19 protein-coding genes, 1 tRNA gene and 4 pseudogenes are annotated in these 23,432 nt (G+C 69.7%); 9 read left to right on the forward strand and 15 right to left on the reverse strand.

The genetic code is table 11. The features are described from left to right. Window positions 1-29: 29 nt before the first annotated feature. Together ACYVL2_RS10940 and ACYVL2_RS10945 are read right to left on the reverse strand one after the other, a co-directional pair. A pseudogene (locus ACYVL2_RS10940) lies at window positions 30-1,283 on the reverse strand (hypothetical protein); the annotation flags it as partial. Between the two features lie 6 nt (window positions 1,284-1,289). Continuing rightward, window positions 1,290-2,036: pseudogene (locus ACYVL2_RS10945) on the reverse strand (ATP-dependent metallopeptidase FtsH/Yme1/Tma family protein); the annotation flags it as partial. A 304-nt stretch (window positions 2,037-2,340) separates the two neighbouring features. On the opposite strand from ACYVL2_RS10945, the gene hpt reads away from it, so the two are divergent. Beyond that, entirely contained in the window at window positions 2,341-2,904 is a 564-nt protein-coding gene (gene hpt, locus ACYVL2_RS10950) for a hypoxanthine phosphoribosyltransferase (protein ID WP_460543168.1), read from the forward strand. On the opposite strand, the gene tilS is transcribed toward hpt, so the two are convergent. Both tilS and ACYVL2_RS10960 read right to left on the reverse strand, forming a co-directional pair. Continuing rightward, window positions 2,876-3,853, reverse strand: coding sequence for a tRNA lysidine(34) synthetase TilS (gene tilS, locus ACYVL2_RS10955; protein ID WP_460543125.1), 978 nt, complete (start codon window positions 3,851-3,853; stop codon window positions 2,876-2,878). The two genes, hpt and tilS, sit on opposite strands and share 29 nt — an antisense overlap. Then, entirely contained in the window at window positions 3,846-4,943 is a 1,098-nt protein-coding gene (locus ACYVL2_RS10960; protein WP_460543127.1) for a zinc-dependent metalloprotease, read from the reverse strand. Before ACYVL2_RS10960 ends, tilS begins: the two co-directional genes overlap by 8 nt. Window positions 4,944-5,134: 191 nt before the next feature. Here ACYVL2_RS10960 and ACYVL2_RS10965 point away from each other — a divergent pair, with 191 nt between their 5' ends. Then, a complete protein-coding gene (locus ACYVL2_RS10965) occupies window positions 5,135-6,907 on the forward strand; it encodes a carbohydrate-binding module family 20 domain-containing protein (RefSeq protein ID WP_460543129.1) in 1,773 nt (590 codons plus the stop codon). Between the two features lie 57 nt (window positions 6,908-6,964). On the opposite strand, the gene dacB is transcribed toward ACYVL2_RS10965, so the two are convergent. Then, complete coding sequence (gene dacB, locus ACYVL2_RS10970; protein WP_460543130.1) at window positions 6,965-8,389, reverse strand: D-alanyl-D-alanine carboxypeptidase/D-alanyl-D-alanine endopeptidase; 1,425 nt, start codon at window positions 8,387-8,389, stop codon at window positions 6,965-6,967. A 56-nt stretch (window positions 8,390-8,445) separates the two neighbouring features. Between dacB and ACYVL2_RS10975 the strand changes: the two genes are divergently transcribed. Beyond that, window positions 8,446-8,931, forward strand: a complete 486-nt coding sequence (locus ACYVL2_RS10975) for an inorganic diphosphatase (RefSeq protein WP_460543132.1) — start codon at window positions 8,446-8,448, stop codon at window positions 8,929-8,931. Here ACYVL2_RS10975 and ACYVL2_RS10980 read toward each other — a convergent pair. Further along, window positions 8,925-9,671, reverse strand: a complete 747-nt coding sequence (locus ACYVL2_RS10980; protein ID WP_460543134.1) for a YaaA family protein — start codon at window positions 9,669-9,671, stop codon at window positions 8,925-8,927. The two genes, ACYVL2_RS10975 and ACYVL2_RS10980, sit on opposite strands and share 7 nt — an antisense overlap. A gap of 281 nt (window positions 9,672-9,952) precedes the next feature. On the opposite strand from ACYVL2_RS10980, the gene ACYVL2_RS10985 reads away from it, so the two are divergent. Together ACYVL2_RS10985 and ACYVL2_RS10990 are read left to right on the forward strand one after the other, a co-directional pair. After that, window positions 9,953-10,025, forward strand: a tRNA-Lys gene (locus tag ACYVL2_RS10985). A gap of 185 nt (window positions 10,026-10,210) precedes the next feature. Then, window positions 10,211-11,556, forward strand: a pseudogene (locus ACYVL2_RS10990) (IS200/IS605 family accessory protein TnpB-related protein). Here the strand turns inward: ACYVL2_RS10990 and ACYVL2_RS10995 are convergent. The 3 genes from ACYVL2_RS10995 to ACYVL2_RS11005 all read right to left on the reverse strand — a co-directional run bounded on the left by ACYVL2_RS10995 (window position 11,528) and on the right by ACYVL2_RS11005 (window position 13,585). Then, a complete protein-coding gene (locus tag ACYVL2_RS10995; protein ID WP_460543136.1) occupies window positions 11,528-12,253 on the reverse strand; it encodes an SDR family oxidoreductase in 726 nt (241 codons plus the stop codon). The pseudogene ACYVL2_RS10990 and the gene ACYVL2_RS10995 overlap by 29 nt on opposite strands. A 75-nt stretch (window positions 12,254-12,328) precedes the next feature. Then, on the reverse strand, window positions 12,329-13,168 hold the full coding sequence (locus tag ACYVL2_RS11000) for a hypothetical protein (protein ID WP_460543138.1): 840 nt from the start codon (window positions 13,166-13,168) through the stop codon (window positions 12,329-12,331). A 45-nt stretch (window positions 13,169-13,213) separates the two neighbouring features. Beyond that, window positions 13,214-13,585 carry a DUF6153 family protein gene (locus tag ACYVL2_RS11005; RefSeq protein ID WP_460543140.1) on the reverse strand — a complete coding sequence of 124 codons (372 nt, stop codon included), beginning with the start codon at window positions 13,583-13,585 and terminating at the stop codon, window positions 13,214-13,216. 305 nt (window positions 13,586-13,890) lie between these two features. Here ACYVL2_RS11005 and ACYVL2_RS11010 point away from each other — a divergent pair, with 305 nt between their 5' ends. After that, window positions 13,891-14,103, forward strand: a complete 213-nt coding sequence (locus ACYVL2_RS11010; RefSeq protein ID WP_460543142.1) for a hypothetical protein — start codon at window positions 13,891-13,893, stop codon at window positions 14,101-14,103. 126 nt (window positions 14,104-14,229) lie between these two features. On the opposite strand, the gene ACYVL2_RS11015 is transcribed toward ACYVL2_RS11010, so the two are convergent. The 3 genes from ACYVL2_RS11015 to acs all read right to left on the reverse strand — a co-directional run bounded on the left by ACYVL2_RS11015 (window position 14,230) and on the right by acs (window position 18,567). Continuing rightward, window positions 14,230-15,150, reverse strand: coding sequence for an alpha/beta fold hydrolase (locus ACYVL2_RS11015; RefSeq protein WP_460543144.1), 921 nt, complete (start codon window positions 15,148-15,150; stop codon window positions 14,230-14,232). Window positions 15,151-15,168: 18 nt separating this feature from the next. After that, entirely contained in the window at window positions 15,169-16,434 is a 1,266-nt protein-coding gene (nhaA, locus tag ACYVL2_RS11020; protein ID WP_460543146.1) for a Na+/H+ antiporter NhaA, read from the reverse strand. Window positions 16,435-16,605: 171 nt separating this feature from the next. Next, window positions 16,606-18,567 carry an acetate--CoA ligase gene (gene acs / locus ACYVL2_RS11025; protein ID WP_460543148.1) on the reverse strand — a complete coding sequence of 654 codons (1,962 nt, stop codon included), beginning with the start codon at window positions 18,565-18,567 and terminating at the stop codon, window positions 16,606-16,608. A 321-nt stretch (window positions 18,568-18,888) separates the two neighbouring features. Between acs and ACYVL2_RS11030 the strand changes: the two genes are divergently transcribed. Further along, on the forward strand, window positions 18,889-19,641 hold the full coding sequence (locus tag ACYVL2_RS11030) for a Fic family protein (protein WP_460543150.1): 753 nt from the start codon (window positions 18,889-18,891) through the stop codon (window positions 19,639-19,641). 4 nt (window positions 19,642-19,645) lie between these two features. On the opposite strand, the gene ACYVL2_RS11035 is transcribed toward ACYVL2_RS11030, so the two are convergent. From ACYVL2_RS11035 to mqnE, 3 genes are read right to left on the reverse strand one after another with little or no spacing between them, the layout of a single operon-like run. Further along, window positions 19,646-19,888: a DUF4229 domain-containing protein gene (locus tag ACYVL2_RS11035; protein ID WP_460543152.1), complete on the reverse strand. Its 243-nt coding sequence runs from the start codon at window positions 19,886-19,888 to the stop codon at window positions 19,646-19,648. After that, a complete protein-coding gene (locus ACYVL2_RS11040; RefSeq protein WP_460543154.1) occupies window positions 19,885-20,262 on the reverse strand; it encodes a hypothetical protein in 378 nt (125 codons plus the stop codon). The genes ACYVL2_RS11035 and ACYVL2_RS11040 overlap by 4 nt, the downstream gene beginning before the upstream one ends. Before the next feature lie 32 nt (window positions 20,263-20,294). Next, window positions 20,295-21,503: an aminofutalosine synthase MqnE gene (gene mqnE / locus ACYVL2_RS11045; RefSeq protein WP_460543156.1), complete on the reverse strand. Its 1,209-nt coding sequence runs from the start codon at window positions 21,501-21,503 to the stop codon at window positions 20,295-20,297. 180 nt (window positions 21,504-21,683) lie between these two features. Between mqnE and ACYVL2_RS11050 the strand changes: the two genes are divergently transcribed. After that, window positions 21,684-23,210: a C40 family peptidase gene (locus ACYVL2_RS11050; protein ID WP_460543158.1), complete on the forward strand. Its 1,527-nt coding sequence runs from the start codon at window positions 21,684-21,686 to the stop codon at window positions 23,208-23,210. A 26-nt stretch (window positions 23,211-23,236) separates the two neighbouring features. After that, window positions 23,237-23,432 (forward strand): annotated as a pseudogene (locus ACYVL2_RS11055) (hypothetical protein); the annotation flags it as partial.

Consider the following 23,432-nt stretch of genomic DNA (forward strand, 5'->3'; position numbering starts at 1 on the left):
AAGAACGCCTCGTTGTCACAGCCGCACAGGTCGTAGACGTAGCCGTCGAACTCCTTGCGGGTGATCTTGGTGATGCGCGGGCGCTTCTTCTGCCTCGATCCGTCCCCGGTGTACGGGTTGGAGGAGGGGCCGATCTTGAGGCGCCAGTAATTCGTCTCTGGGAGCGGCTTCTCCTTGATGACGCGTCCAGCCTCGTTCCGGCCGGAATGCGTGGAGACGGGGATGCCGTGCATCGAGCACAGCCAGGCCAGCTCGCGGATGAGCTGCTCGCTGACCGAGGTGACCTCGATCGCGCCCTCCGGCGACTCCCAGCCGTCGCCGGCCCGGTAGCCGTCGAAGTAGGCGAGGAAGTACTCGCGAGGCAGGGTCCACATCAGCTCGGGGACGTGCTTGTTGCGGCTGCCGTTGCCGCAGTGACGCTCGAAGAAGCGGCCGAGGCGGGCCGATCGGACATGCACCTTGGTCGAGCTGTCCTCGGTGTGCTCCAGGACCGCTTCGGCCCCGAAGACCTCGCGCAGCAGCGAGGCGCAGTCGGCGATGAGGTCGTGCTCGTGGGAGCCGAAGGTGAACTCCACCGAGCCGTTGGCCCGGCCCTCAGCGGTGTAGTACCCCCAGAGTTTGGCCAGCGCGGGAGTGAGTTCGACCTCGTCGCGGACCTCCGTGGTCGCGTGGCGGTCGGAGATCGCCTCCGGCAGGTGCTTTCCGCGCTGCCAGTTCGAGACGGTCATCTGCGAGACGCCGATCTCGTCGGCGACGGCGCTCTGTGCCGAGGCTCCGGCCTTGGCCATGGCCACCGAGTACTTCCAGACGTCCTCGAAGTCGGGTTCGTCGACGGTGAGCGTCAGCGTCTCGGCCAGGCGGCCGAACTCGTGGGCGCGCACCTCGTGAGCGGTGCCCTCACCGGGGACGTACCGGCCCCGGGTCTTGTAAGGCAGGTCCACGAGGATGTCGCCGACCTTCAGATCGCGCGTCTCGACGGCCTTGATGCCGCCGTGGCGGCGGACGAAGACCGAGTGGTCGCCGGTGGTTCGCAGTGTTCCGCCGAGGTATTCGATCTCGTAGATCTCGTCGACCTTGTGCCGGTAGACCGCGCCGACGTCCGACCACTTGGAGCGGGCGAAACCGCTGGTCTTGCCGCGGAAGGCGCTGGTCCTGGGCTCGTAGCCGAGCGTCTCGACTCCCGCCACGAACTTCGCGTACCCCTCGGTGTCGCCTTCGTAGTACTGGTCGACGTACTCGCCGATCGGCACGAGCCGCGTACCGGCGTCGTCTCGGATCAGCACGGGCGTGTCGCCGGTGACGGAGGCGCCGACGCCGACGAACATCTCGACGAAGTCGGAGCCGGAGATGGAGTAGAACGGCACGCCGGCCTCGCCGGCGACGGCGCGGGCCAGGAGGGTCTTGCCGGTGCCCGGAGGGCCGAACAGCAGGACGCCCTTGGGGATCTTGGCGCCGAGCTCCTGGTACTTCTGCGGGTCCTGCAGGAAGTCCTTGATCTCCTTGAGCTCTTCGACGGCCTCGTCGGAGCCGGCGACGTCCTCGAACGTGGTCTTCGGGGTGTCCTTGGAGACCATCTTGGCCTTGGACTTGCCGAAGTTGAGCACGCGGGAGCCGCCGCCCTGCATCTGTGACATGAAGAACAGCAGGAGGAGGACGATGAGGGCGATCGGCAGCAGGCTCAGCAGGAAGGACACGAACACCGACGTCTCGTTGACCTCGGTGTTGAACTCGACGTTGCCCTCTTGGAGGGTCTGGGCCACCGTCTCGGTCATGCCGGTCGGGACGTAGGCCTCGACCATCTCGCCGTTGTTGAGTTCGACCTTGACGAGCTGCTCCTTGTCCAGGATGTTGGCCTCGGCGACGTTGCCGGCGTTGATCTCGTGCAGGACCTCGGAAGTGGTCGACTCCTCGTAGTCCGAACCGCCGGAGAAGAAGGTGCCGACCAGGACCGCGATCAGGGCGATCAGCACGATCCAGACCAACGGTCTCCGGAAAAACCGCTTCCGCTCAGGTGTGGGTTTCCCGGCGTCGACCACTCGCTTCCTCCTGCGTTCGTCGCGATTTCGCGTACTTGAGCGTGCTGCGTTCACTTGTGGTCCGCAAGCTACGCCAAGGCTGCCATTCACTCGAAAGTACACTGTGCGGGCCTGGGGCGTCCCTGCAGAGCCCGAGGGGACAGCCGTGGAACGGCGCGCTACGTGATCCGTAATTAGTACCACGAGCGGTTGAGTTCGCCCACCCAAGCCAGCGTCGGCGGCGAGCGGGTGGCACCCTTGTCTTATGACGTCGGAGCTAGCCAGCCCAGCATCAGTGCCGTCCGCGGAGGCCGAGGCCGCGGTCATCGACCCCGGTTCCTGGTACGCCGAGGAGATCGAGCGCACCATCATCACCGAGGAAGAGATCCGGACCAAGGTCGCCGAGCTCGCGGACCGGGTGTCCAGCGAGTTCGCGGACACCGAAGAGCTGCTGCTCGTGGGCGTGTTCAAGGGCGCGGTCATGTTCATGGCCGACTTCGCCCGCTCCCTGACGGTGCCGGTGAAGATGGAGTTCATGGCCCTGTCCTCGTACGGGAACTCGACCAGCTCCTCGGGCACGGTCCGCATCCTCAAGGACATCGACTCGGACGTGGCCGGCAAGCACATCGTCGTCGTCGAGGACATCATCGACTCCGGGCTGACACTGTCGTGGCTGCTCAAGTACCTCGAGGGCCTGCAGCCGGCGTCGGTGTCGGTGGTGGCGATGCTCCGCAAGCCGGGTATGCAGCGCGCCGAGATCCCGGTCTCGTACGTGGGCTTCGACATCCCCAACGAGTTCGTCGTCGGCTACGGCCTGGACTACGCCGAGCGCTACCGGGAGCTGCCGTTCATCGGCGTGCTCAAGCCCGAGGTCTACCAGAAGCCCTGAGCAGGCCTTCGTCCCGGCTGATCGCGACGCCTCCGGGAACGAACGTGGGCCCTTGGCCGCGCCAGTCGGCCACGAGCGCGTCCACCGCCTCGAGGTGGCGGTGGGTCAGTTCCGCGCCGTTCACTCCGAGCTGAAAAACCCACCGCCGCAGCACGCGCCGCCGGATCGGGTCGGCGAGCGCCTCGAGCCGGTCGACGCGCAGCGCCTCGGCTTCGAGGCAGAGCTCGTAGACCGCGTCGGCCTCGGCGTCGAGCAGGTCGGTGTCGGCCGCCACGAGCGCGGCGGTGCGGGCGAGGTTCGGCACGATGTCGTCCCCGAGCGTTTCGGCGAGCAACTCCATGGACTGCCGCAGCGCCGAGCGTTTGAACCTCGGGTCCGCGTTGTGCGGGTCGGTCCACGGTTTGAGGCCGCGCTCGGCGCAGACGGCGTGCGTGTCGGTCCTGGCGATGTCCAGCAGCGGCCGGCGGTAGCGCCCGCGCACCGCGCGCATCGCGGCGATGCCCCTGGGTCCGGCGCCGCGGGCGAGCGCCAGCAGGACCGTCTCGGCCTGGTCGTCGCGGGTGTGCCCGAGCAGGACCGCTTTCGCGCCGTGCCGCTCGGCCGCCCAGTCCAGCGCCGCGTAGCGGGCCTCGCGCGCGGCCGCCTCGGGTCCGCCGGAGCCCATGACCTGCACCGAAGCCGTCTCGACCGGGTCGAACCCGGCCCGGCGGGCCCAGTCGGCGACCTCGGCGGCCCGCTCGCCCGAGCCGGTTTGGAGTCCGTGGTCGACGGTCACCAGGCCGGCCCGCAGGCCGATGCGCGGGGCGACGAACGCGGTCGTGTCGGCCAGCGCCAGGGAGTCGGGCCCGCCCGAGCAGGCGACGAGCACGAGGGAGTCGCGTGTCAGGTCGCGGAGGCGATCGCGGATGGCGACGCGCATCCGCGCGACCGAATCCGGGAGTCTAGCCATGCCCCACTTTCGCATTCGGTCCCGACAGGACCCGCGCCGCCCATGCCTCGGGCCGCTCGATCTCGGCCGCGCTCGGCAGGTTCTGCGGCTGCTCCCAGACGCGGTTGAATCCGGCGATGCCCCGGTCGGCGACGATCTGGTCGACGAAGCGGCGGCCGGCGGCGTACTGGCGCAGTTTGGCGTCGAGGCCGAGCAGTTGGCGCAGGAAGCGCTGCAGCGCTCCCGGGTTGGCGCGGCGGCGGTCGAAGCGGCGGCGCAGCAGGGCCACGTGCTCGATGTGGGTCTGGCCGACGCCGTCCATCACCGATTCGGCGTGGCCTTCGACGAGGGTCATGAGCGCCTGGATCTTCGACAGCGCCTCGCGCTGCTCGGGGCTGGTCACGGCGGCCATGACGTCGGTCTGGTCCTCGTCGCCGCGCGGCTTGCGGTCCTCGTCGGACTCGCGGGAGGAGGACAGTGCCCGCCGCACGGCCCGGCTCAGCTGCGAAGTGGTGGACTCGTCGGATTCGGCGGCTTCGAAGAAGGTCCGGATGAGTCCGTGGAAGTACTCGCGCATCCACGGCACGGCCGTGAACTGCATGAGGTGCGTGGCCTCGTGGACGGCGATCCAGAGCCGGAACTCGCGTGCGGGCAGCCGCAGGCGGCGTTCGACCTCGACGATGTTCGGGGCCACGAACAGCAGGCGCCCGGTGGGGGTCGAGAACGTCTCGAACTGGCCGAGCACCCGGGTCGACAGGAATGCGAGGACGGCTCCGGCCTGCACGCCGGTGACCTTGGCGGCCGTGCTCGCCTGCCCGAGGGGGTCGTTGCGCTCGTCGTCGGCGCCGAGTTCGGCGAGGAGGCGGCGCAGTCCGGCGATGTTGACGTGGCTCCAGCGGACGCGGTCGACCACGTCGATGGGGGCCTCGAAGGCCGGGGTCAGACCGGTGTGGTCGGCGACCAGTTCGGTGGCGGTGCGCGCGTGGCGGTGGAGGTCGGCGACGACGTCGATCGCGCCCTCGCGGCTCATGCTGGGGCCGCCGCGGATGAAGGCGCGCGAGCACGAGGCGGCCGTGCGCCAGTCGACGGACGGCAGCGTGGAATTGCTCACGGGCGGCGCCATCGGTTAAGCCTATCCAGAGTGCAGTCGGCTCGCCACTATCCCGCGCCGCGGTCTCCCCACGGCGAGGAATCCAAAATCTTCTATTCGTAAATATTGAAACCATTGCCCGCTCAGTGCTACGTTCTTGTGAAGTCAGCAACATCTTGCAACACCAGCGCAAGATTTTCATAGGAGCAACGATGCCTCAACCCACCCGCAGACGGGCACTGGCCGGCGCGGTCGGCACCGCCGTCCTCACCGCCACCGCGGCCGCCGCCCTCGCCCTGCCCGCCGCCGAACCCGCCGAATACAACTCGGCCGCCTCGCTCAGCGGCGGCGAATCCATCCTCAACATGTTCGAATGGACCTGGAACTCCATCGCCGCCGAATGCTCCGGCCCCCTCGCCGACTCCGGCTACACCCACATCCAGACCTCCCCGCCCCAAGAGCACATCCTCGGCACCGACACCAGCCCCGGCGAAGAACACGCCTGGTACATCCACTACCAACCCGTCAGCTACAAGCTCGACTCCCGCCTCGGCACCCGCGCCGAGTTCGCGAACATGGTCGCCACCTGCGACGCGGCCGGCATCGGCGTCATCGCCGACGCCGTCATCAACCACATGGCCGCCGGCGCCTCCGAAACCCGCACCGGCTGGGCCGGCAGCCGGTACTCACAGTTCCACTACCCCGACGCCGGCTACGGACCCGACGACTTCCACAACACCGGCTCCGACTACTGCGAGATCAGCGACTACTCCGACCGACGGCAAGTCCAGACCTGCCACCTCGTCGGCCTCAACGACCTCGACACCGGCTCGGCCTACGTCCAAGGCCGCATCGCCGACTACCTCAACGACCTCATCAGCCTCGGCGTCGCCGGATTCCGCATCGACGCCGCCAAGCACATCGACGCCGGAGAACTCGGCGCCATCCTCTCCCGCGTGCACGGCGACCCCTACATCGTCCAAGAAGTCATCGAAGCCGACGGCGAACCCATCACCGACGCCGAATACGCACCGAACGGCGACGTCCACGTATTCGACTACGCCCGCGACCTCGAACACCACATCAACGGCTCGGCCCCCGCCCAATACCTCCCCGACATGGGCACCGACTGGGGCTACATCGCCGAAGCGGGCACCTTCGTCGCCAACCACGACACCGAACGCGGCAGCGAGACGCTCAACCACACCCACGGCCAGGACTACCTCCTCGCCGAAGCCTTCATGCTCGCCCACCCCTTCGGCACCCCCTCCTCCTACACCGGCTACGAATTCGGCGCCTTCCACGAAGGCCCGCCGCTCAACGCCGACGGCTCGGTCGCCGACGTCGACTGCGGCTCCGACGCCTTCACCTGCATCCACCGCTCCCCCTACATGAGCGGCATGGCGGGCTTCCGCGCCGCCACCGCCGGAACCGGCCTCAACGACACCTGGGGCAGCGGCGACGCCTTCGCCTTCGGACGCGGCGACCGCGGCCACGCCGTCTTCAACGCCTCCGACGGCACCGTCTCCCGCACCTTCACCACCGCCCTGCCCGACGGCGACTACACCGACGTCATCTCCGGCGCCACCGTCACCGTCGCGGGCGGCGCCTTCAACGCCACCGTCGCGGCCGGGACCGCGCTGGCCCTCCACGTCGGCGACACCGGCGGAGGAAGCGGCGGGGGTGGCGAGGAGACCGGCTGCATCGACGTCACCGTCACCGCCGAGACCTCCTGGGGCCAGATGGTCCACATCACCGGCAACGCGAGCGAACTCGGCTCCTGGAACGCCGCCTCCAGCCCCGAACTGTCGCCGTCCGCCTATCCGCGGTGGACCGGCACCGTCGCCGCACCTGCCGGGCAGACCGTCGAGTACAAGTACACGAAGGTCGACGGCAGCGGCGGCGTCGTCTGGGAATCGGGCGCCAACCGCACCGTGACCGTGCCGACCAGCGGCTGCGCGACCGTCAACGACACTTGGCGGTAGCGCGACCGGCCCCGGCCGCACCTCGAGCCCGAACGGCTCGGCGGCCGGGGCCCGTCCTCAGCACCCGCACTGCGCCACCGCGGCGGTCACCTCGTCCATCGCGTCCTGGACCGCGTTCGCATTCGAATGCTCGTTGCTGATCAGCGAGAACACCAGCAGCCGCCCGTCGGCGGTGGTCAACGACCCCGTCAGCGACGACACGCCGCTGAGCGTCCCGGTCTTGGCCCGGACGACGCCGTCGCCCTCCTCGGCGGAGTCGAAGCGGTCGCCGAGCGTTCCCGAGTAGCCGGCCACCGGCATCGACTCGAACACCGTGCTCGCCGACGACTCGGCCGCGCCCAGCAGCATCAGCGCGAACGCCTCGGCGGTCATCCGGTTCCGCTCCGACAGTCCCGAGCCGTCCTCGAACACCAGCGCCGAGGTGTCGATGCCGAACTCCTCGAGCATCGCCCGATGCATCCGGTCGATCGCGTCCCACGTCATCTCGCCCTCCACGGCCAGCGCCGTGTGCAGCGCGACCGCGTCGGAGAGCCCGTTGTCGCTGGAGAGCACGAACGAGTCGACCAGCCCGGCGACCGGCTGGGAGTAGACCGTCGCCAGCTCTGCCGCGCCCGCTTCGGCCGGGCCCTCGGCGGTGGCCGCGGCCCCCACCAGGTCGGCGAACGCCTCGAGCGCCGCCTGCGCGGGGTCGTGGTGGAAGCTGTAGTACTTCTGGGTGTTGTCGACCCGGCCGCCGTCGACCATGATCGGCGCCATCCGCGGCGTGTACGGCAGGTCGTCGGACTCGACGCCCGCGGCCAGCTCGGCGTCGGCGAAGACGCTCGTGTCGAGCACGACCGTGGACGGGGCGTCGCCGCCGCGCGCCTCGAGCACCGCCTCGGCCAGCTCGGTGAGGCTGCCGCCGGTCCCGTAGTAGCCCTCGCCGTCGATCGTCAGCGTGATGTCGCCGCCGGCCACCAGCACGACCGTGTCATCGTCGGGGCCCTCGACCACCGTGGTCGGGATCCGGTACTCGGCGCCCAGGTACTTGTAGGCGGACACGGCCGTGACCAGTTTCATCGACGAGGCCGGCGTCAGCGCCTCCGCTCCGAGCTGCTCGTAGAGCACCTCGCCGCTCACCGCGTCGGCGAACACCGCCGACAAGTCGCCGTCGAACCGCCGGTCGTTCAGCAACTCCGGCATGACCGAGAGCAGGTCGGGGACCGGGGCGCCGGTGTCGGTGGCCGCCAGGACCGGCTCGGGCTCTGCCGGCGGATACGCCTCAGGAGCGGTGAACGTCCCGGTCTGCGGCTCGGCCATGGACCTGATCTGCCACACCAGCCCGGCGGAGGCCGCTAGCGTGACGATGGCGGCGAAAACGGCGAAGACCCGAACGAGCGTCCGCTGCCTGCGTTCGGCCCTGGACGTGGAGGGGGCCTCCTCAGGCGGTCCGTGTGGCGCAGTACTCGTGGCTTCGGGGTCGTCGTTGTCACTGAGGGCCATGCACAGAGACTAAGCCATCAAGAGCTGTGGAACCGAGCCTGGAGGAGAGTCGGCCGATGGAGTTCGACGTGACGGTGGAGATCCCGAAAGGGAGCGCCAACAAGTACGAGATCGACCACGAGACCGGGCGGATCCGCCTCGACCGGACCCTGTTCACCGCGACGGTGTATCCGGCGGACTACGGGTTCATCGACGACACGCTCGGCCAGGACGGCGATCCGCTGGACGCGCTGGTGATGGTGGAGCCGACCTTCCCGGGCTGCGTCATCCGGGCGCGGGCGATCGGGATGTTCCGCATGCGCGACGAGAAGGGCGTGGACGACAAGGTGCTGTGCGTCCCGGCCGACGACCCCCGCAAGGACAAGTACCGGGACATCGTCGATGTGCCGGAGTTCGACCGGCTGGAGATCCAGCACTTCTTCACCGTGTACAAGGACCTGGAGCCGGGCAAGAGCGTCGAGGGCGCGACCTGGGCCGGCCGTGCCGAAGCCGAGGAGGAGGTGCGCCGCTCCTTCGAGCGCGCGAAGACCTCAGGTCACTGAGCGTTGACGACGTCGAGCAGCCAGGGTTTGGAGCGGGTGGCCGGTTCCGACAGTTCGACCTTCCAACCCTGGGAGGCCAGGAAATCGCTGAGCTCGGCCGGCGTCTCGGGCTGCGAGCAGCTGGACAGCAGGGCGTGGGCGACTTCGCCGCGGGTGGCCTTGGCCATGTGGGTGACGACGCTGCGCTTGCCGGAGGGGTCCTCTTTGTAGACGCGCACCGACACGCCGCGCCGTTTCGGTCCCCAGACCTGGGTATAGGCCCCCGAACGCAGGTCGATGAACAGTTCATCGCGGTGTTCGAGGACGTCGGCGACCGACGGCCGCCACAGCTTGGGGAGCTTGTCGAGGCCGTCGAGCCGGGCCGACATCGGCATCCGATAGGGAGGGACGCGGTCGGAGGGTTTCAGCAGGCCCCACAGCGGCGAGGCGATGAGCACTTGGTCGCAGTCGGGCAGGTCGCCGAGCCCGAGCCGCTCGTACAGCACCCCGGTGTAGAGCTCCCAGGCGGCGAGCGTCGGGGCCGATCGCAGCTCTCGGTTCTGCTGTACGAAGTGCCGCTGGCGGGCGCTGAGCTTCAGGGCCGAGGCGGCCTCGTCCTCGTTGGCGCACAAGTCGACCAGGCGGTCGACCAGGAGCTCCCGGGTCGGGTTGAGCGCGGGGTAGGAGAGTCGCCCAAGGTCGAGCGGAGGCCCGTCGCCTTGACCGGCCTTCCCTTCCGACGGAGGCAGCAGTATGAGCACAGCAGGCGAGTCTACCTGCTTCGAGGTCCGGCTTCACAGCGGCGCGCGAATGGTTTATAGTACATCTGTTCGATCAAGCGGGAGCGGACCCGAATCCCACCGAGGGCCACGTGTGACGCGGATCGAATAGGCGCGGCGGCGGCTCCTCCGCATCCGCCGCCGCGCCGTCCAAGTCCACTCACGCCGATGATCGCACCGGCCACCGACACCCGAGTGCCGCAGACCATGCCCGGCAGCCTCCACCGGCGAAACCCGCCTTGGTGGGGTATTCTTCCGCACGAGGGCCGCTAGCTCAATTGGCAGAGCTACGGACTTTTAATCCGCAGGTTCAGGGTTCGAGTCCCTGGCGGCCCACCGACCTCGACCACCGACGGCAGTCGGTGGTTCTTTCATGTTGACCGAGACTCCAACTTTTCTCGAGCGGGCCCGTCACTAGAGCCGCCCTGCGTCGTTAGTACATGCAGCCGAGCTTCGTCAAAGCGATCGAATCCGGAGAGTTGATGACCGCGTCCGAGTTGCGCCCGATCCAGGCGCCTTAGGTGGCCGCCGGTCCGGCGGCCGTTTCGATCAACGACAAGATCAAAGGGCTGACCGCACAGGACGAGTCCGTCTTGTGGGCGGTCGGTACGCACCTCGGCGGGCTCGCCTCCGCCGACCTGAAGCGGCGATGCGCCGGAGCCGGTCGATGGGCAGAGCGAAAACGCGATCTCACTCCGAGCTCGTCCAGGCCTCCCGCATCGCCCGACTGAAGGCGGTGATCAGAGTGCTCCGGAATCGGCTCTCCCTGCCGATCGGCGCGCCCGGTGTTCGTCGCTCACCCGGCGGGTACCGGTCACGCCGCGAATGGCACGAGAAGTCGCGCCGCCTTGCCTGCCTCGAGACGCGGCTGGCGCAGGCCATCGCAGACATGGAATCAGAACGGGTCCGCGTCGTGCGCGGAGGAAAGGATCTGGCGCGCAAGCGGCATCATCTGGAGGCGGCCGGATGACCGAGGACGAGTGGCGCCTCCGCTGGCGAGCGGCACGGCTGTTCTTGGCCGCCGACGGGGAAACCGGTCGGCCCTTCGGCAACGACAGCATTCGGGTCGATGATCGCGGCCGAGTGGAACTCAACCTGCCCGGCCCTCTGAGACATCTGGCCAACGCCCCGAGAGGCCGCTACGTGCTGGCCGGCACCGTCGCCTTCGCCTACCGCGGCAGGGAGTGGCGCGAAAGGATACTGACCGGTCGAGCGGTCGCGTATCGCATCAGATTCCACCCGGACCGCAAGGTGTGGTACCTCACTGCGTCGTGGAAACGGGACCGGCGCGGCACGATGTCCCTGGAAGCCGCTACTGCCAACGGCTGCATAGGCGTCGATGCCAACCACGACCATCTCGCCGCCTGGCGGATCGATGTCCGCGGCAACCCGGTCGGCGGTCCGAGGCGCTTCCACTTCGATCTGACCGGCTCGGCCGAACGCCGCGACGCCCAAGTGCGTCACGCGTTGACGAGGCTCCTGCATTGGGCCGAAAGGCCGATGTCCGCACCGAAACGGAAGACCACCCGGCACGACGCCGCGAGCATCGTGATCGGAAGGCGCGCCCAAGGGTACCGAGCCCGGCGGCGGGCGTCACCGCCTCGCAGCGACCGGAGCGATCGCTGCGAGCATCGGAGCGCCCAGGCCGAGTCGCGTACGCCAAGGTGTGAGGGAACCCGCCACCGCCATCGCGGATCACCGCCACGAGCAGTGCCACCGCTGGCAGGAGCGAAAGCGGGCGACCAGTGTGCCCAACACCGTTCGGAGCACGCCGACGCCATACCGATGGCATCGCATAGGAATTTCGAGTCCCACGCGGCATCTCGAGCAGGAACCGCTCAGGCCTGTTCGAAGTGCATCGACTTGATGAAGCAGTCCCTCGGCTGCGAGACCGCGAAGGCCACGCAGTCCACCAGCGACTGGGCCGTGAGCGGGTCTCGCGGTCCGCGCGGGGCCGAGTCCCACGCATCGCCCAGTGGATCCGAGTTCGCGAAATCCGGAGGATACAAGGAGATCACTCTGATACCCCTGGCCCGCAGGCGCTTCGACAGGATCTCGGTCAGTCCGCTCTGAGCGCTCTTGGCTGCATAGAAGGCCTCATGGGCCGCTGAGCGGTCGTGCCCGGGTTCGCCGCAGGCCGAGATCATGGTGACGATGTCGGGCCGCTCGGAACGCTCCAGCAGCGGCAGGAAATGCTTCACCGCCAGCGCGGTCCCCGTCGCGCCGGCCGCGATCACCTCGGCGACCTCGTCATCGGAGGCCGCGGCGAAGTCCGCCGCGCTCAGGTACGGCGCACCGTTGTTGACCAGCACGTCGATCCGTTCGCTCTGCGCGGCCACCGCCTCGGCGAAGTCGCGGACCGAGTCGGGTTCGGCCAGGTCGCAGGTGAAGGCGTGGGCCCGGTGCCCGCGGCCGCGGAGGTCCTCGCACACGCGCTCGGCCGCGTCGAAGCCGCGCGCCGAGACGAACACCTCGGCGCCCTGGCCGGCGAAATGCACGGCCAGGCTGCGGCCGAAGCCGCGGCCAGCACCTGTGATCACGATGCGGTAGTCGGCGAAACGCACGGCGCGGCCCTCCCGGAGTCGGCTCTTCGCTCCAGAATCGCACTCGCCGGGAGGGACGGCCGCCGCGGGAGCGCCTCAGTCGTGCTCTTCACCCGGGGCGTGCGTATGGTCGTGCCCCTCCGCTTCGGTCGGGGCCCCGTCTGTCGCCGAGGGCTCGGACGTCGGCGACTCCGCGCCCGGCTCCTCGGTCTCGGTGCCGTGGTCGTGATCGTGGCCGTCGCCTTCCGACTCGCCGTGCGTGTGGCCCTCACCGCCGTGGCTGAGCGCGCTGTCGATACCGGGGACCAGCGCCAGGCACATGGCCATTCCGGCCAGCGCGACCACCGTCCGGTAGCCGCCGGCCTTGAGCACGCCGTGCCGCTCACGCGGCAGCAGCGCCCACAAGGCGCCGGCGATGATCGCCGCCTCGAGTGCGGCGGCCAGGGTGTCGGCGAAGCCGATCGCCTCCGGTGCTCCCGCGTGCGGTCCGAACGGCAGGCCCCGCCAGCGGGTGACGACCCACAGGGCCAGGAGCCCGGCGTTGGCGAACATGCCGACCACGGCCAGGAAGCGGCCCGCGAACGGCAGGATCAGGATCGCCCAGCCGAGCTGGAACAGGCCCGAGAGCACGAAGAACGCGCCCGACAGCGGCCATTCCGAGACGTGTGCGGGCGCGGCCGCGAAGTGGATGATCCCGGCGGTCGCGCTGGCCAGTGCCGCCAGGAGCAGGGCCAGTCGCGCGTCGGTGCGGCGTTTGCCTCGCGGCCGGGGGTCGTCGATGCTCGGCGGCTCGTAGTCGTGTCCGCGCTGCGGCGGTGTGCGGCCGGCGGTGTGGTCGCGGTGCGGTGGCAGGCTCTCGCCGGAGAGGTGGTGGACCTGCGGGGTCTGGGGCGCTCCGTAGTGGTGGGGGGAGCGGTCGGCGTCGTTGAGGTACACGGTTCTCCTTTTCAGTCGGTCGGGATTCGCGGGGTGGCCGGGAATCTAGACGCGACTGATCTGGAGTTCGGTGCGGTCCGGCGGGGCGCGGCCGTTGGGGCCGAGGTCGGCGCGGGTGGGGACGGTGAGTGAGGCGAGTTCGTCGGCCGAGGTCGAGGGGCGGTCGTCGTCGAGCGCCGCCTCGGTGGTGGCGGGAAGGAGGAGGGCGCCGCAGTTGCGCTCTTCGTGGCCGGGGTGGCCGTCGGCGTCGGGTTCGGGCGGGCAGTCGGCGGCGGTCGTTTCGGCGGCGTGGTGGTGCTCGTGGCCGCCGGTCGGGAGATGACCGTGCGGTCCGAGCAGATGACCCAATGTCACGGCTGCGGCCAGGCCCGCTAGTGTCGCGGCGAAAGTGCCGTACCTCCGGCGGATGCGGTCCACGACATCACCCGTCCTGCTCGGTGTCTCCGCCATGCTAGGTCAAGGTCGTCTCGCCGGCGGAAGTGAGTCCTCGCACATGTTCGGGGTCGGTGTCGGTGCCGGTTGTGACCGGTGCCATCGCTCGCACGAGCTTTTTACCGGGGGTTGTCGGCGATTTCTTCGGGCGTAATGCCCCGGTGACACTCGGCGCGCATGGTTGAGCGCGAGGCCCGGTGGGAATCCAGCCGGACACCGACCGGTCGCCGGCCTCACCGCCGCACCGGCGCGGCGCGTATGTCGCACCACCGCCCGGAAGGAACACCGCAATGGAACCATTCGCGATCGTGGCACTGCAGCTGATGAACGAGGAGGCGCGTTCGGCGCTGCCGGACGCTCCGGTGGTCGAGGACCGCCCCTCGCTGTTCGGTCGGCTGGCCTCGGGCGTCGCTTCGGCGCGCCGCGGCCTGTTCGCACGCCACCTGCGGGGTCCGGCTCCGGCCGCCCTGCCGACGCGAGGAGAAGTCAGCCGAGCCGCCTGAGGGTTCGTCGGAGTCAGAGGGGAAGGGGCCGGAAGCCGCAGCGCTCCGGTCCCTTTTGGATTCCTCCAGCATCACCTGGGTGCCAGACCGACCGGCCGTCCGGCTAGTGCCCGAGCGTCGCACCGGTCACCCGGCCCAGCGGATGATCTCCTTGGTGACCGTCTCGGGCACTTCCTGCTGCGGGAAGTGCCCGATGTTCTCCAGCAGCTTCCACTCGTACCGGCCCTGGATGTACCGGCCCGAGCCCTGCGCCGTGCGCGGCAGCACGCACGAGTCCAGGGAGCCGTGCAGCTGCAGCGTCGGCACCGGCGTCGGCCGCTGCAGGAGCTTGACGAACCGCCGCCCGGCCAGGCCGATCGCGGTCCGGAACGGCCAGCGGAACGCCTCAAGCGCGCAGAAGGCCGCCTGCGGAATCTGGATGACGTCGCGGCAGGCGCGCACGTACGCCTGGAAGTCCTGGGTGCCGCGCCACCGCGGCCCCGACCACCAGTACATGAGGTCGGCGACCTTGCGCGCGTCCCAGGCGGTCAGCTTGTGCTCGTAGCGCGGCATCTGGAAGGCGAACAGGTGCTTGGAGGCCGACAGTTGGCCCTTGGGGTCGACCGCCAGCGCGGCCCGCTGGCGCAGCGGGTGGGCCGCGCCCAGGACGATCAGGGAGCGGAACTGCTTCGGGTGGAAGGCCGCGGCGGCGAAGCCGAGGATGCCGCCGAGGTCGTGGCCGACGACGGTCGCCTCCCGTTCGCCCAGCGCCCGGACGAGGCCGACGACGTCGGCGGCCATGGTGTAGGCGTCGTATCCGCCCGGCGGCTTGTCGGAGGCCCCGTACCCGCGCAGGTCGACGGCCACGACACGGAAGCCGGCGTCGGCCAGCGCGGGGATCTGGTGGCGCCAGGCCCACCAGAACTCCGGGAAGCCGTGGAGCAGGATGATCAGGGGGCCCTCTCCGGCCTCGGCGATGTGGAATCGGGAGCCGTTGGCGTCGATGTGCCGGTGATGCCACGGCCCGGCCTTGAGCGCGGCGCTGTCGGCGAAGTTCCTGCGGTTCACGGACAAGAGCGTACGAGGTCAGGCCGCGGCGCGTTGACGGCGGACGGAACGCGAGCGGGCGTTGAGCAGCGCGGCGCCGACGATCGCCGAGAGCGTCGAGCCGGCCAGGACGCCGGTCTTGACCAGGTCCTGTTGGGCCGCATCGGCGAAGGCCAGTTCGGCGATGAGGAGGCTGACGGTGAACCCGCAGCCGCACAGCACCGCGACGCCGGCGATGTCGGTCCATGTCAGGTCGGGCGCCAATCGTCCCCAGCCGAGGCGGTGGGCGATCATCGCCCCGAGGGTGACGCCGATGGTCTTGCCGAGGAACAGGCCCGCGACGACGGCCAGGGCGACCCGGTCGGCGGCGAAGGCGCTGAGCGCCTCGGCGTTGAGGGCCACGCCGGCGGAGAAGAACGCGAACACCGGGACGGCGAATCCGGCGCTGAAGGGCTGGAGGGCGTGCTCGACGGCCAGGGCCGGGGCCTCGTGCTCGCCTTTGTCGCGCTTGACGCGGGTGGCCAGGCCGAGGGCGACGCCGGCGATGGTGGCGTGGACGTCGGCCTCGTAGAGGGCGACCCATGCGGCCAGACCGAGGGGGATGTAGACCCAGACGGACTTGACGCGCTTGGCCTGCAGGAAGGTCCACAGTGCGATGACGGCGATGAAGACGAGCAGCGGGATGAACAGCGGCTCGGAGTACAGGATGGCGATCATGGCGATCGCGCCGATGTCGTCGGCGATGGCGAGGGTGAGCAGGAAGATCCGCAGGCTCGAGGGGAGGTTGCGGGCGCACAGCGCGAGCACGGCGACGGCGAAGGCGATGTCGGTGGCGACCGGCACGGGCCAGACGTCGGCGCCGCCGGGCTGTCCCCAGGCGACGGCGATGGCGATGGCCGCGGGCGCGATGACGCCGCCGGCGGCGGCGATGACCGGGAGCATGGCGCGTTTGATGTCGCGCAGTTCGCCGACGACGAGTTCGCGTTTGAGTTCGAGGCCGACCACGAGGAAGAAGAACGCCAGCAGGAAGTCCGAGGCCCAGTGCTGGACGTTGAGCATGAAGACGCCCTCGATGCCGAGGTAGGTGTGCCGGACGTCCTCGTAGAGCTCCGAGAGGGGGGAGTTGGCGGCGATGAGCGCCAGGGCGGCGCCGATGAGGAGGAGTACCCCGCCGGTGGTCTCGATGCGCAGGAACCGGGCGACCTCGCTGCGGGCCTTGCGGACCTTGGGGACCACGCGCCGCTTCGGCATCTGCGGCATACGCGGCATCCGCCTCGGCTCCGGCTGTTTCGGGGTCTCGGGCATGAGGCTCCTTCCAGGGAGGCGAATGTGCTGGGGTAGTGACGAAACCCTATCGGAAAGCGAGCCTTTGCCGCTACTGAGTGACGGGACGACTACAGGTCGTCCCGTCACTCGTGTACTGGTTTATATGCGTCACTCCGCCCCCACTGGTTTGGTGGCGGATATCACGCTCTGTCAGTCTTCGGCGGTCAGCGACAGGCCCTGCTTGATGCGGGCCATCACCGAGCTGTCCTGGAGGGTGGTGACGTCGCCGAGCTCGCGGTCCTCGGCGATGTCGCGCAGCAGCCGCCGCATGATCTTGCCCGAGCGGGTCTTCGGCAGCTCCGAGACGACCATGACCTGGCGCGGCTTGGCGATCGGCCCGAGCGTGTTGGCCACGTGGCTGCGCAGTTCGGCCAGGTGCTCGGGGCCCGAGTCGGCCGCGCCGCGCAGGATCACGAACGCCACGATGCCCTGCCCGGTGACCGGGTCCGAGGCCCCCACCACGGCCGCCTCGGCGACGGTGTCATGGCTGACCAGAGCGCTCTCCACCTCGGTGGTGGAGATGTTGTGGCCCGAGACGAGCATGACGTCGTCGACCCGGCCCAGCAGCCAGATGTCGCCGTCGGCGTCGCGCTTGGCGCCGTCGCCGGCGAAGTACATGGCCTCGAAGCGCGACCAGTAGGTGTCGATGAACCGCTGGTCGTCGCCCCAGATGGTCCGCAGCATCGACGGCCACGGGTCCCGGATGGTCAGGAAGCCTCCGCCGCCGTCGGGCACCGACCGGGCCTCCTCGTCGACCACGTCGACGGTGATGCCCGGCAGCGGCCGCTGCGCCGAGCCCGGCTTGGCGGCGGTCACGCCCGGCAGCGGCGAGACCATGATCGCGCCGGTCTCGGTCTGCCACCACGTGTCGACCACCGGGCAGCGGTCGCCGCCGATGTGCCGGCGGTACCACATCCACGCCTCGGGGTTGATCGGCTCGCCGACGCTGCCGAGCACGCGCAGGCTCGAGAGGTCGTAGCGGGCCGGGACGTCGTCGCCCCACTTCATGAAGGTGCGGATCGCCGTCGGTGCGGTGTAGAGGATCGATACGCCGTACTTCTCGACGATCTCCCACAGCCGGCCGGTGTGCGGCGTGTCGGGGGTGCCCTCGTACATCACCTGCGTGGCGCCGTTCGACATGGGGCCGTAGACGATGTAGGAGTGCCCGGTGACCCAGCCGATGTCGGCGGTGCACCAGTACACGTCGGACTCCGGCTTGAGGTCGAACACCGCGTGGTGGGTGTACGACGCCTGCGTGAGGTAGCCGCCGGAGGTGTGCAGGATGCCCTTGGGCCTGCCGGTGGTGCCCGAGGTGTAGAGGATGAACAGCGGATGCTCGGCGTCGAACGACCGCGCCTCGTGCTCGCTGGAGGCCCGCCCGACCGTGTCGTGCCACCACAGGTCGCGCCCCTCGTTCCAGTCGACCTCCTGCTCGGTGCGGCGCACGACCAGGACCTTCTCGACGCTCGGGCAGCGCTCCACCGAGGAGTCCACAGTGGGTTTCAGGGCGCTGGCCTTGCCCTTGCGGAAACCGCCGTCGGCCGTGATGACCAGCTTCGCTCCGGCGTCGTCGATGCGGCTCGACAGCGCATCGACGCTGAAGCCGCCGAAGACCACCGAGTGCGGCGCACCGATGCGGGCGCACGCCAGCATCGCGACGGCGGCCTCGGGGATCATCGGCATGTAGATCACGACCCGATCACCGGCCTCGACGCCCAGTTCGGTGAGCGTGTTGGCGGCGCGCTTGACCTCATCGAGCATCTCGGCGTAGGTCACGGCGCGCGAATCGCCCGGCTCGCCCTCGAAGTGGATGGCCACCCGGTCCCCGAGTCCGGCCTCGACGTGCCGGTCCAGGCAGTTGGCGGCGACGTTGAGCTCACCGCCGACGAACCACTTCGCGAACGGGGGGTTCGACCAGTCCAGCGTCTGGTCCCACTCCTTGGCCCAATCCAGGCGGCGCGCCTGCCGCTCCCAGAAACCCAGACGATCGGCGGCGGCCTCTTCGTAGGCGGACTCCGTGACGTTCGCCGATCGAGCGAATTCGGGGGGCGGGGGGAACGTGCGGTCCTCCGAAAGGAGGTTGGCGAGTGTCTCTTGCGGGGTTTCGGTCACGGGTATTCGCTCCTTACAGCGAGTTACTGTGAGGCAGGTCTATTGCCGGTTACACTACCGCGAAACGCAGGTTTTACAACCGAAGACCAGTGCGCCTTCGACCAGCGGGAGACGAGCGCGCGACCGGCGGTCGGCGAACGGCCCCAGGGCGAACGGTTCCTCGCTCATGCAGGGCGGGAATGCCACGATCCGAACATCCGTCCCAAACACGCCACCGCAGTGGCAAGTGGTGAAGCGCGAACTTAGGTAGCATCTGTGACTGCCCTCCTGCCCGCCCGGTGCCGCGTATCCGCTTCACCACCAACCGGTAAGGTTCCGCCCGTGGATCCTCTCGCGCCTCTACTCGAACTCTCCGAGGTCGCCGACGCCCTTGAGAACGCCAGAGCCAACGTCGACCGCATGCTCTGGCACGAGGCCCTTCGCAGCGACAACGAACACGTCGCCGCGGAGGTCGCCCTGCACGACGCTTCGGCGACCCTGGCGCTCGAGGGGTACGACTGCGACGTCGAGCGGCTGCGCGCCGGCGACTTCTCCGACCCGATCGTCAGCGGCGCGATGCGCGTGGTCGAGGCGCTCCCGGCCCTCGTCGACGTCTGGGCCGTCTCGCCCCGGTACGTCCTGGCCAAACTCCACCTGCTGGCCTCCCGCGACTTCCCCGACTCCGGCCACGAGTTCGAGCCCGGCCGCATCGAAGTCGACAAGATGGGCGCGGCCCGCATCGACGCGATGTGCGCGCTCGTCGCCAGCCCCGCCAAAGAGATCCCGCCCGCGCTCAGCGCCGCGGTCGTCCACGGCGAGCTGCTGGCCATCCAGCCGTTCCCGGTCGCGAACAACCTCGTCGCCCGCGGCGCGGCCCGCGTCGCGCTGGCGAGCAAAGGACTCGACCCGAACCTGCTCATCACCGTCAACGCCGGGCACCTCGACCGCCACCCCGAATACGTCGGCGCGCAGCGCGCCTGGTCGACCGGCACCCCCGACGGTGTCCGGTCCTGGCTGAAGCACTACGGCAAGGCCCTCGAAGCCGGAGCGGCCGAGACACTCCAGATCTGCACCGAGCTGATGCGCTCGTCCTAGGGCCTCAGGAGTCGCCGCGCAGCTCGGCCCGCAGCCGCTCCCGCTCCTCGCGGCGGGCCTTCACGCGCGCGTCGATGTGGTCGATCATCTCGCCGCGCATGCCCTTGAGCATCACCGTCGACAGCAGCAGCGACCCCATCAGGCCGATCAGCAGCGCCAGCAGCACGTTGATGAAGAAACTCAGCGGCGCGGCGATCGCCGCGAACAGCGCCAGCCGCGCCAGGAAGTACTTGACCACGGGGTTCACGCCCGCTCCTCTCCATAGGCTCTGATTCCCGAGTACCACAGGACCGAGTACGCCAGCGCCGCCGTCAGGCCGCCGACGCCGCCGGTCGCCAGCGGCGGCCAGGTCTGCGGCACCAGGACCGCGGCGGCCGCGCCCGCGCCGATGCCCAGCACGACCCCGCCCACGGCCACGACCCAGCGCGAGCCGCCCTCGTAGCGGCGGAACTGCTCGGTGAAGACGAACACCGTCGGCAGCGCGGCGATCCAGCCCGAGATGCGGCCGAACTCGCCGCCGGCGACGACGATGAACAGGAAGTCGACCACCACCAGCGCGATCGCGCCCATGACCGCGTAGGCCAGGACGGTCCCGACGAGCTGGCCGAGCGTATCGATCACCGGTCGCTCCCGCCGGTCCGCGTCCGGCGCCACTAGAACCTCACCGACTGCGGCTCGGCGCGTCGCTCGGCGAGCGACTCGGGCTCGTCGTACTCGCGCACCACCTCGTAGCGGGTGTTGCGCTCCACGGGCCGGAATCCGGCGTCGCGGATGAGTTCGAGCAGGTCCTCGCGGCTCATCTTGTCGGGCGTGCCGTAGTCGTCCGCGTCGTGGGTGATCTTGTACTCCACCACCGACCCGTCGAGGTCGTCGGCGCCGAACGACAGCGACAGCTGCGCCACGTCGAGCCCGTGCATCACCCAGAAGCACTTGACGTGGTCGAAGTTGTCGAGCAGCAGCCGGGAGACGGCGAAGGTCTTGAGCGACTCGGCCGGGCTGGCCATGGTCGTGCGCGGCTGCAGCTTGTTGCGGACCTTGCCGTCCTTGGAGTCGTGGAAGTCGTGCTGGTAGCGCAGCGGGATGAAGACGCTGAACCCGCCGGTCTCGTCCTGGAGCTCGCGCAGCCGCAGCACGTGGTCGACGCGGTGGCGCGGCTCCTCGATGTGGCCGTACAGCATCGTCGCCGGGGTCCGCATGCCCTTCTGGTGGGCGAGGCGGTGGATGCGCGACCAGTCCTCCCAGTGGCAGTCGTGGTCGACGATGTGCTGACGGACCTCCCAGTCGAAGATCTCGGCGCCGCCGCCGGTGAGCGACTCCAGTCCGGCCTCCATCAGCTCGTCGAGAATCTCCGAGGCCGACAGCCCCGAGATCTTCTCGAACCACTGGACCTCGGTGGCGGTGAACGCCTTGAGGTTGACCTGCGGCAGCGTCTCCTTCAGCGAGGCCAGGACCCTGGGGTAGTAGCGCCACGGCAGCGTCGGGTGGAGGCCGTTGACGATGTGCAGCTCGGTCGGGGCGTCGTCCTTCATCTGCTCGGCCAGGGCCACGGCCTGCTCGACGCGCATGGTGTAGGCGTCGGCCTCACCGGGCTTGCGCTGGAACGAGCAGTAGGCGCACGAGGCGGAGCAGACGTTGGTGAGGTTCAGGTGCCGATTGACGTTGAACATCGTGCGCTCGCCGTTCTTGGCGGTGCGCACCCCGTGCGCCAGCCGCCCCAGCCACGCCAGGTCGTCGATCTCGTAGAGGCCGACGCCGTCCTCGAAGGTCAACCGCTCACCGGCGGCGAGCTTCGCTTCGATGCGCGCCTTGAACGCGGCGGTCTCCTCGTCGTCGGCGACGCCTGCGGAGTCGTGAACTGACACTGCCCTCACACCTTCCGGTCGTCCGTGGCGAAGCTTGCGCGCCATAGGTCGGTCCGGCCAGCCTAACGCCGTCTCGGCCCGACGGCTCGGGCGCACGAGCGACGTGTGACGGCCCTGAACGCGAGGTTGGTGCGGTTTGGGTAGAGTATTCGTGGCATCCCCCACAGAAGGACACCTCACATGCGCGTGAAACGGTTCGGGGCCCGCCTGCTCGCAGCGGTCGGCGCGGCGGCGGTCCTGTTCGGAGGCGCTCTGCCGGCCTTCGCACAGCCCGGCGACACGGTGCCCGACGAGGGCACCCGCCCCCTGGGCGAGGCGACCGACGACACTCCGGTGTCCAACCCCGAGACCACCGACGGACCCCTGGCCGCGGAGATCGAGGAGGCCCAGATCGCGGTCGCGCAGCTGGCCGAGGAGCGCACCGCCGCAGAAGAGGAACTGCTCGAGCGCGACGAGCGGCTCCAGGCCGCCCAGCTCGCCTGGGCCGAGGCCGCCGAGGAGCTCGAGGCCGCCCAGGAGGCCCTCGACCGGGCCGCCGGCGAGGCCTACACCGACCTCTCGGGTACGCCCGACACCGACCTGCCCGACCTCAACGGCCTCACCCCGCTCGGCGGCGAGTGGGACCTGCCGGGACTGACCGAGCAGGTCGAGCAGGCCGCGACCGCCGAGTCGGTCGCCCACGCCTCCCACGACGCCGCGGCCCTGTCGGCCGAGCGCGCCGAGGGCCGCTTCACCGTCCTCGACGAGGAGTACCGGCGGGCCCAGGAGACCCTCGACGAGCTCGTCGAGGAGAACGAGGCCGAACTCGAAGAGCTCGAGCAGGCGCGCGAAGAGGCCGCCGCCGAATACTCCGGGGAGTTCTCCTCCGAAGTCAACGGCTGGGACGCCGCCCCGGAGGCGAAACGGGCCGTGGAGTTCGCGCTGGCGCAGCTGGGCAAGCCCTACGAGTGGGGCGCCGAAGGCCCGGACACCTACGACTGCTCGGGCCTGACGCAGTCGGCGTACGCCTACGCGGGCGTCTCGCTGCCGCGCGTGGCCAAGGACCAGTTCAACGCCACCCGCGACAAGCCGGTCGACACCGAGCACCTGCTGCCGGGGGACCTGCTGTTCTGGTGGGACATGCCGGGCGACTGGAGGTCGGTCTACCACATGGGCATGTACCTCGGCGACGGCAAGATGGTGCAGGCCCCCCGTACGGGCGATGTGGTGAAGATCAGCTCGATCTGGTTCCAGAACTTCGCCGGCGCGCACCGCGTGGTCGACGCGGTCAAGACCGGCGAGGGCGACGACGACGCGACCGGGAACCCGGGCGGCGGTGGCGGAACGGGCGATGCCCCGGACCCGTCGCCGAGCCCGAGCGAGCCGCTCCGACCGAGCCCCTCTCCGAGCCCGAGCGAGCCGGTCCGGCCGAGCCCTTCTCCGAGCCCGACGCCGACGCCGAGTCCGACTCCCAGCCCGAGCCCCACGCCGTCGGATTCGCCCACACCGTCGGACTCGCCCTCGCCGAGCTCGGCCGAGCCGTCGCCGTCCGAGACGACACCCACCGAGGACGACTCGCCGGATTCCCCGAGTCCGAGCGTTTCGGACACGGTTTCGGGTCTCCTCAGCCGGGAACCCGAAACGGCGACGCCATCGAGCGAGTTACGGGAAGGCGGATACCGGCTGCCACCGACTGATGGCACGATGGTTGTTGAGATGCCCGACTGACGACGCTCCACCCCGAGGAGGCTCCCGTGGACGACAACAGCTGCAGCGCTTGCGGTAAGTACTTGACGTCCATGCAGCGTCGCTGCCCACAGTGCGGGGCGCCGCTGCCGCCGCCGCTCGGGGGCTTCCCGCGCGAGCCGCAATACGCGCCGCCGGCCTACGGGACGCCGGCCGCCCCGCCGTACGCCCCGCCCGGCCAGGCGCCGCCGATGGCGCCTCCCG

This window comes from Glycomyces halotolerans (assembly GCF_054779575.1).

Bases quoted from the DNA above. Each gene is read 5' to 3' on its own strand.
- tilS (WP_460543125.1), bottom strand. From the start codon at position 3,853: ATGGCTAGACTCCCGGATTCGGTCGCGCGGATGCGCGTCGCCATCCGC.
- ACYVL2_RS10965 (WP_460543129.1), top strand. From the start codon at position 5,135: ATGCCTCAACCCACCCGCAGACGGGCACTGGCCGGCGCGGTCGGCACC.
- dacB (WP_460543130.1), bottom strand. From the start codon at position 8,389: ATGGCCCTCAGTGACAACGACGACCCCGAAGCCACGAGTACTGCGCCA.
- ACYVL2_RS10975 (WP_460543132.1), top strand. From the start codon at position 8,446: ATGGAGTTCGACGTGACGGTGGAGATCCCGAAAGGGAGCGCCAACAAG.
- ACYVL2_RS11010 (WP_460543142.1), top strand. From the start codon at position 13,891: ATGGAACCATTCGCGATCGTGGCACTGCAGCTGATGAACGAGGAGGCG.
- nhaA (WP_460543146.1), bottom strand. From the start codon at position 16,434: ATGCCCGAGACCCCGAAACAGCCGGAGCCGAGGCGGATGCCGCGTATG.
- ACYVL2_RS11050 (WP_460543158.1), top strand. From the start codon at position 21,684: ATGCGCGTGAAACGGTTCGGGGCCCGCCTGCTCGCAGCGGTCGGCGCG.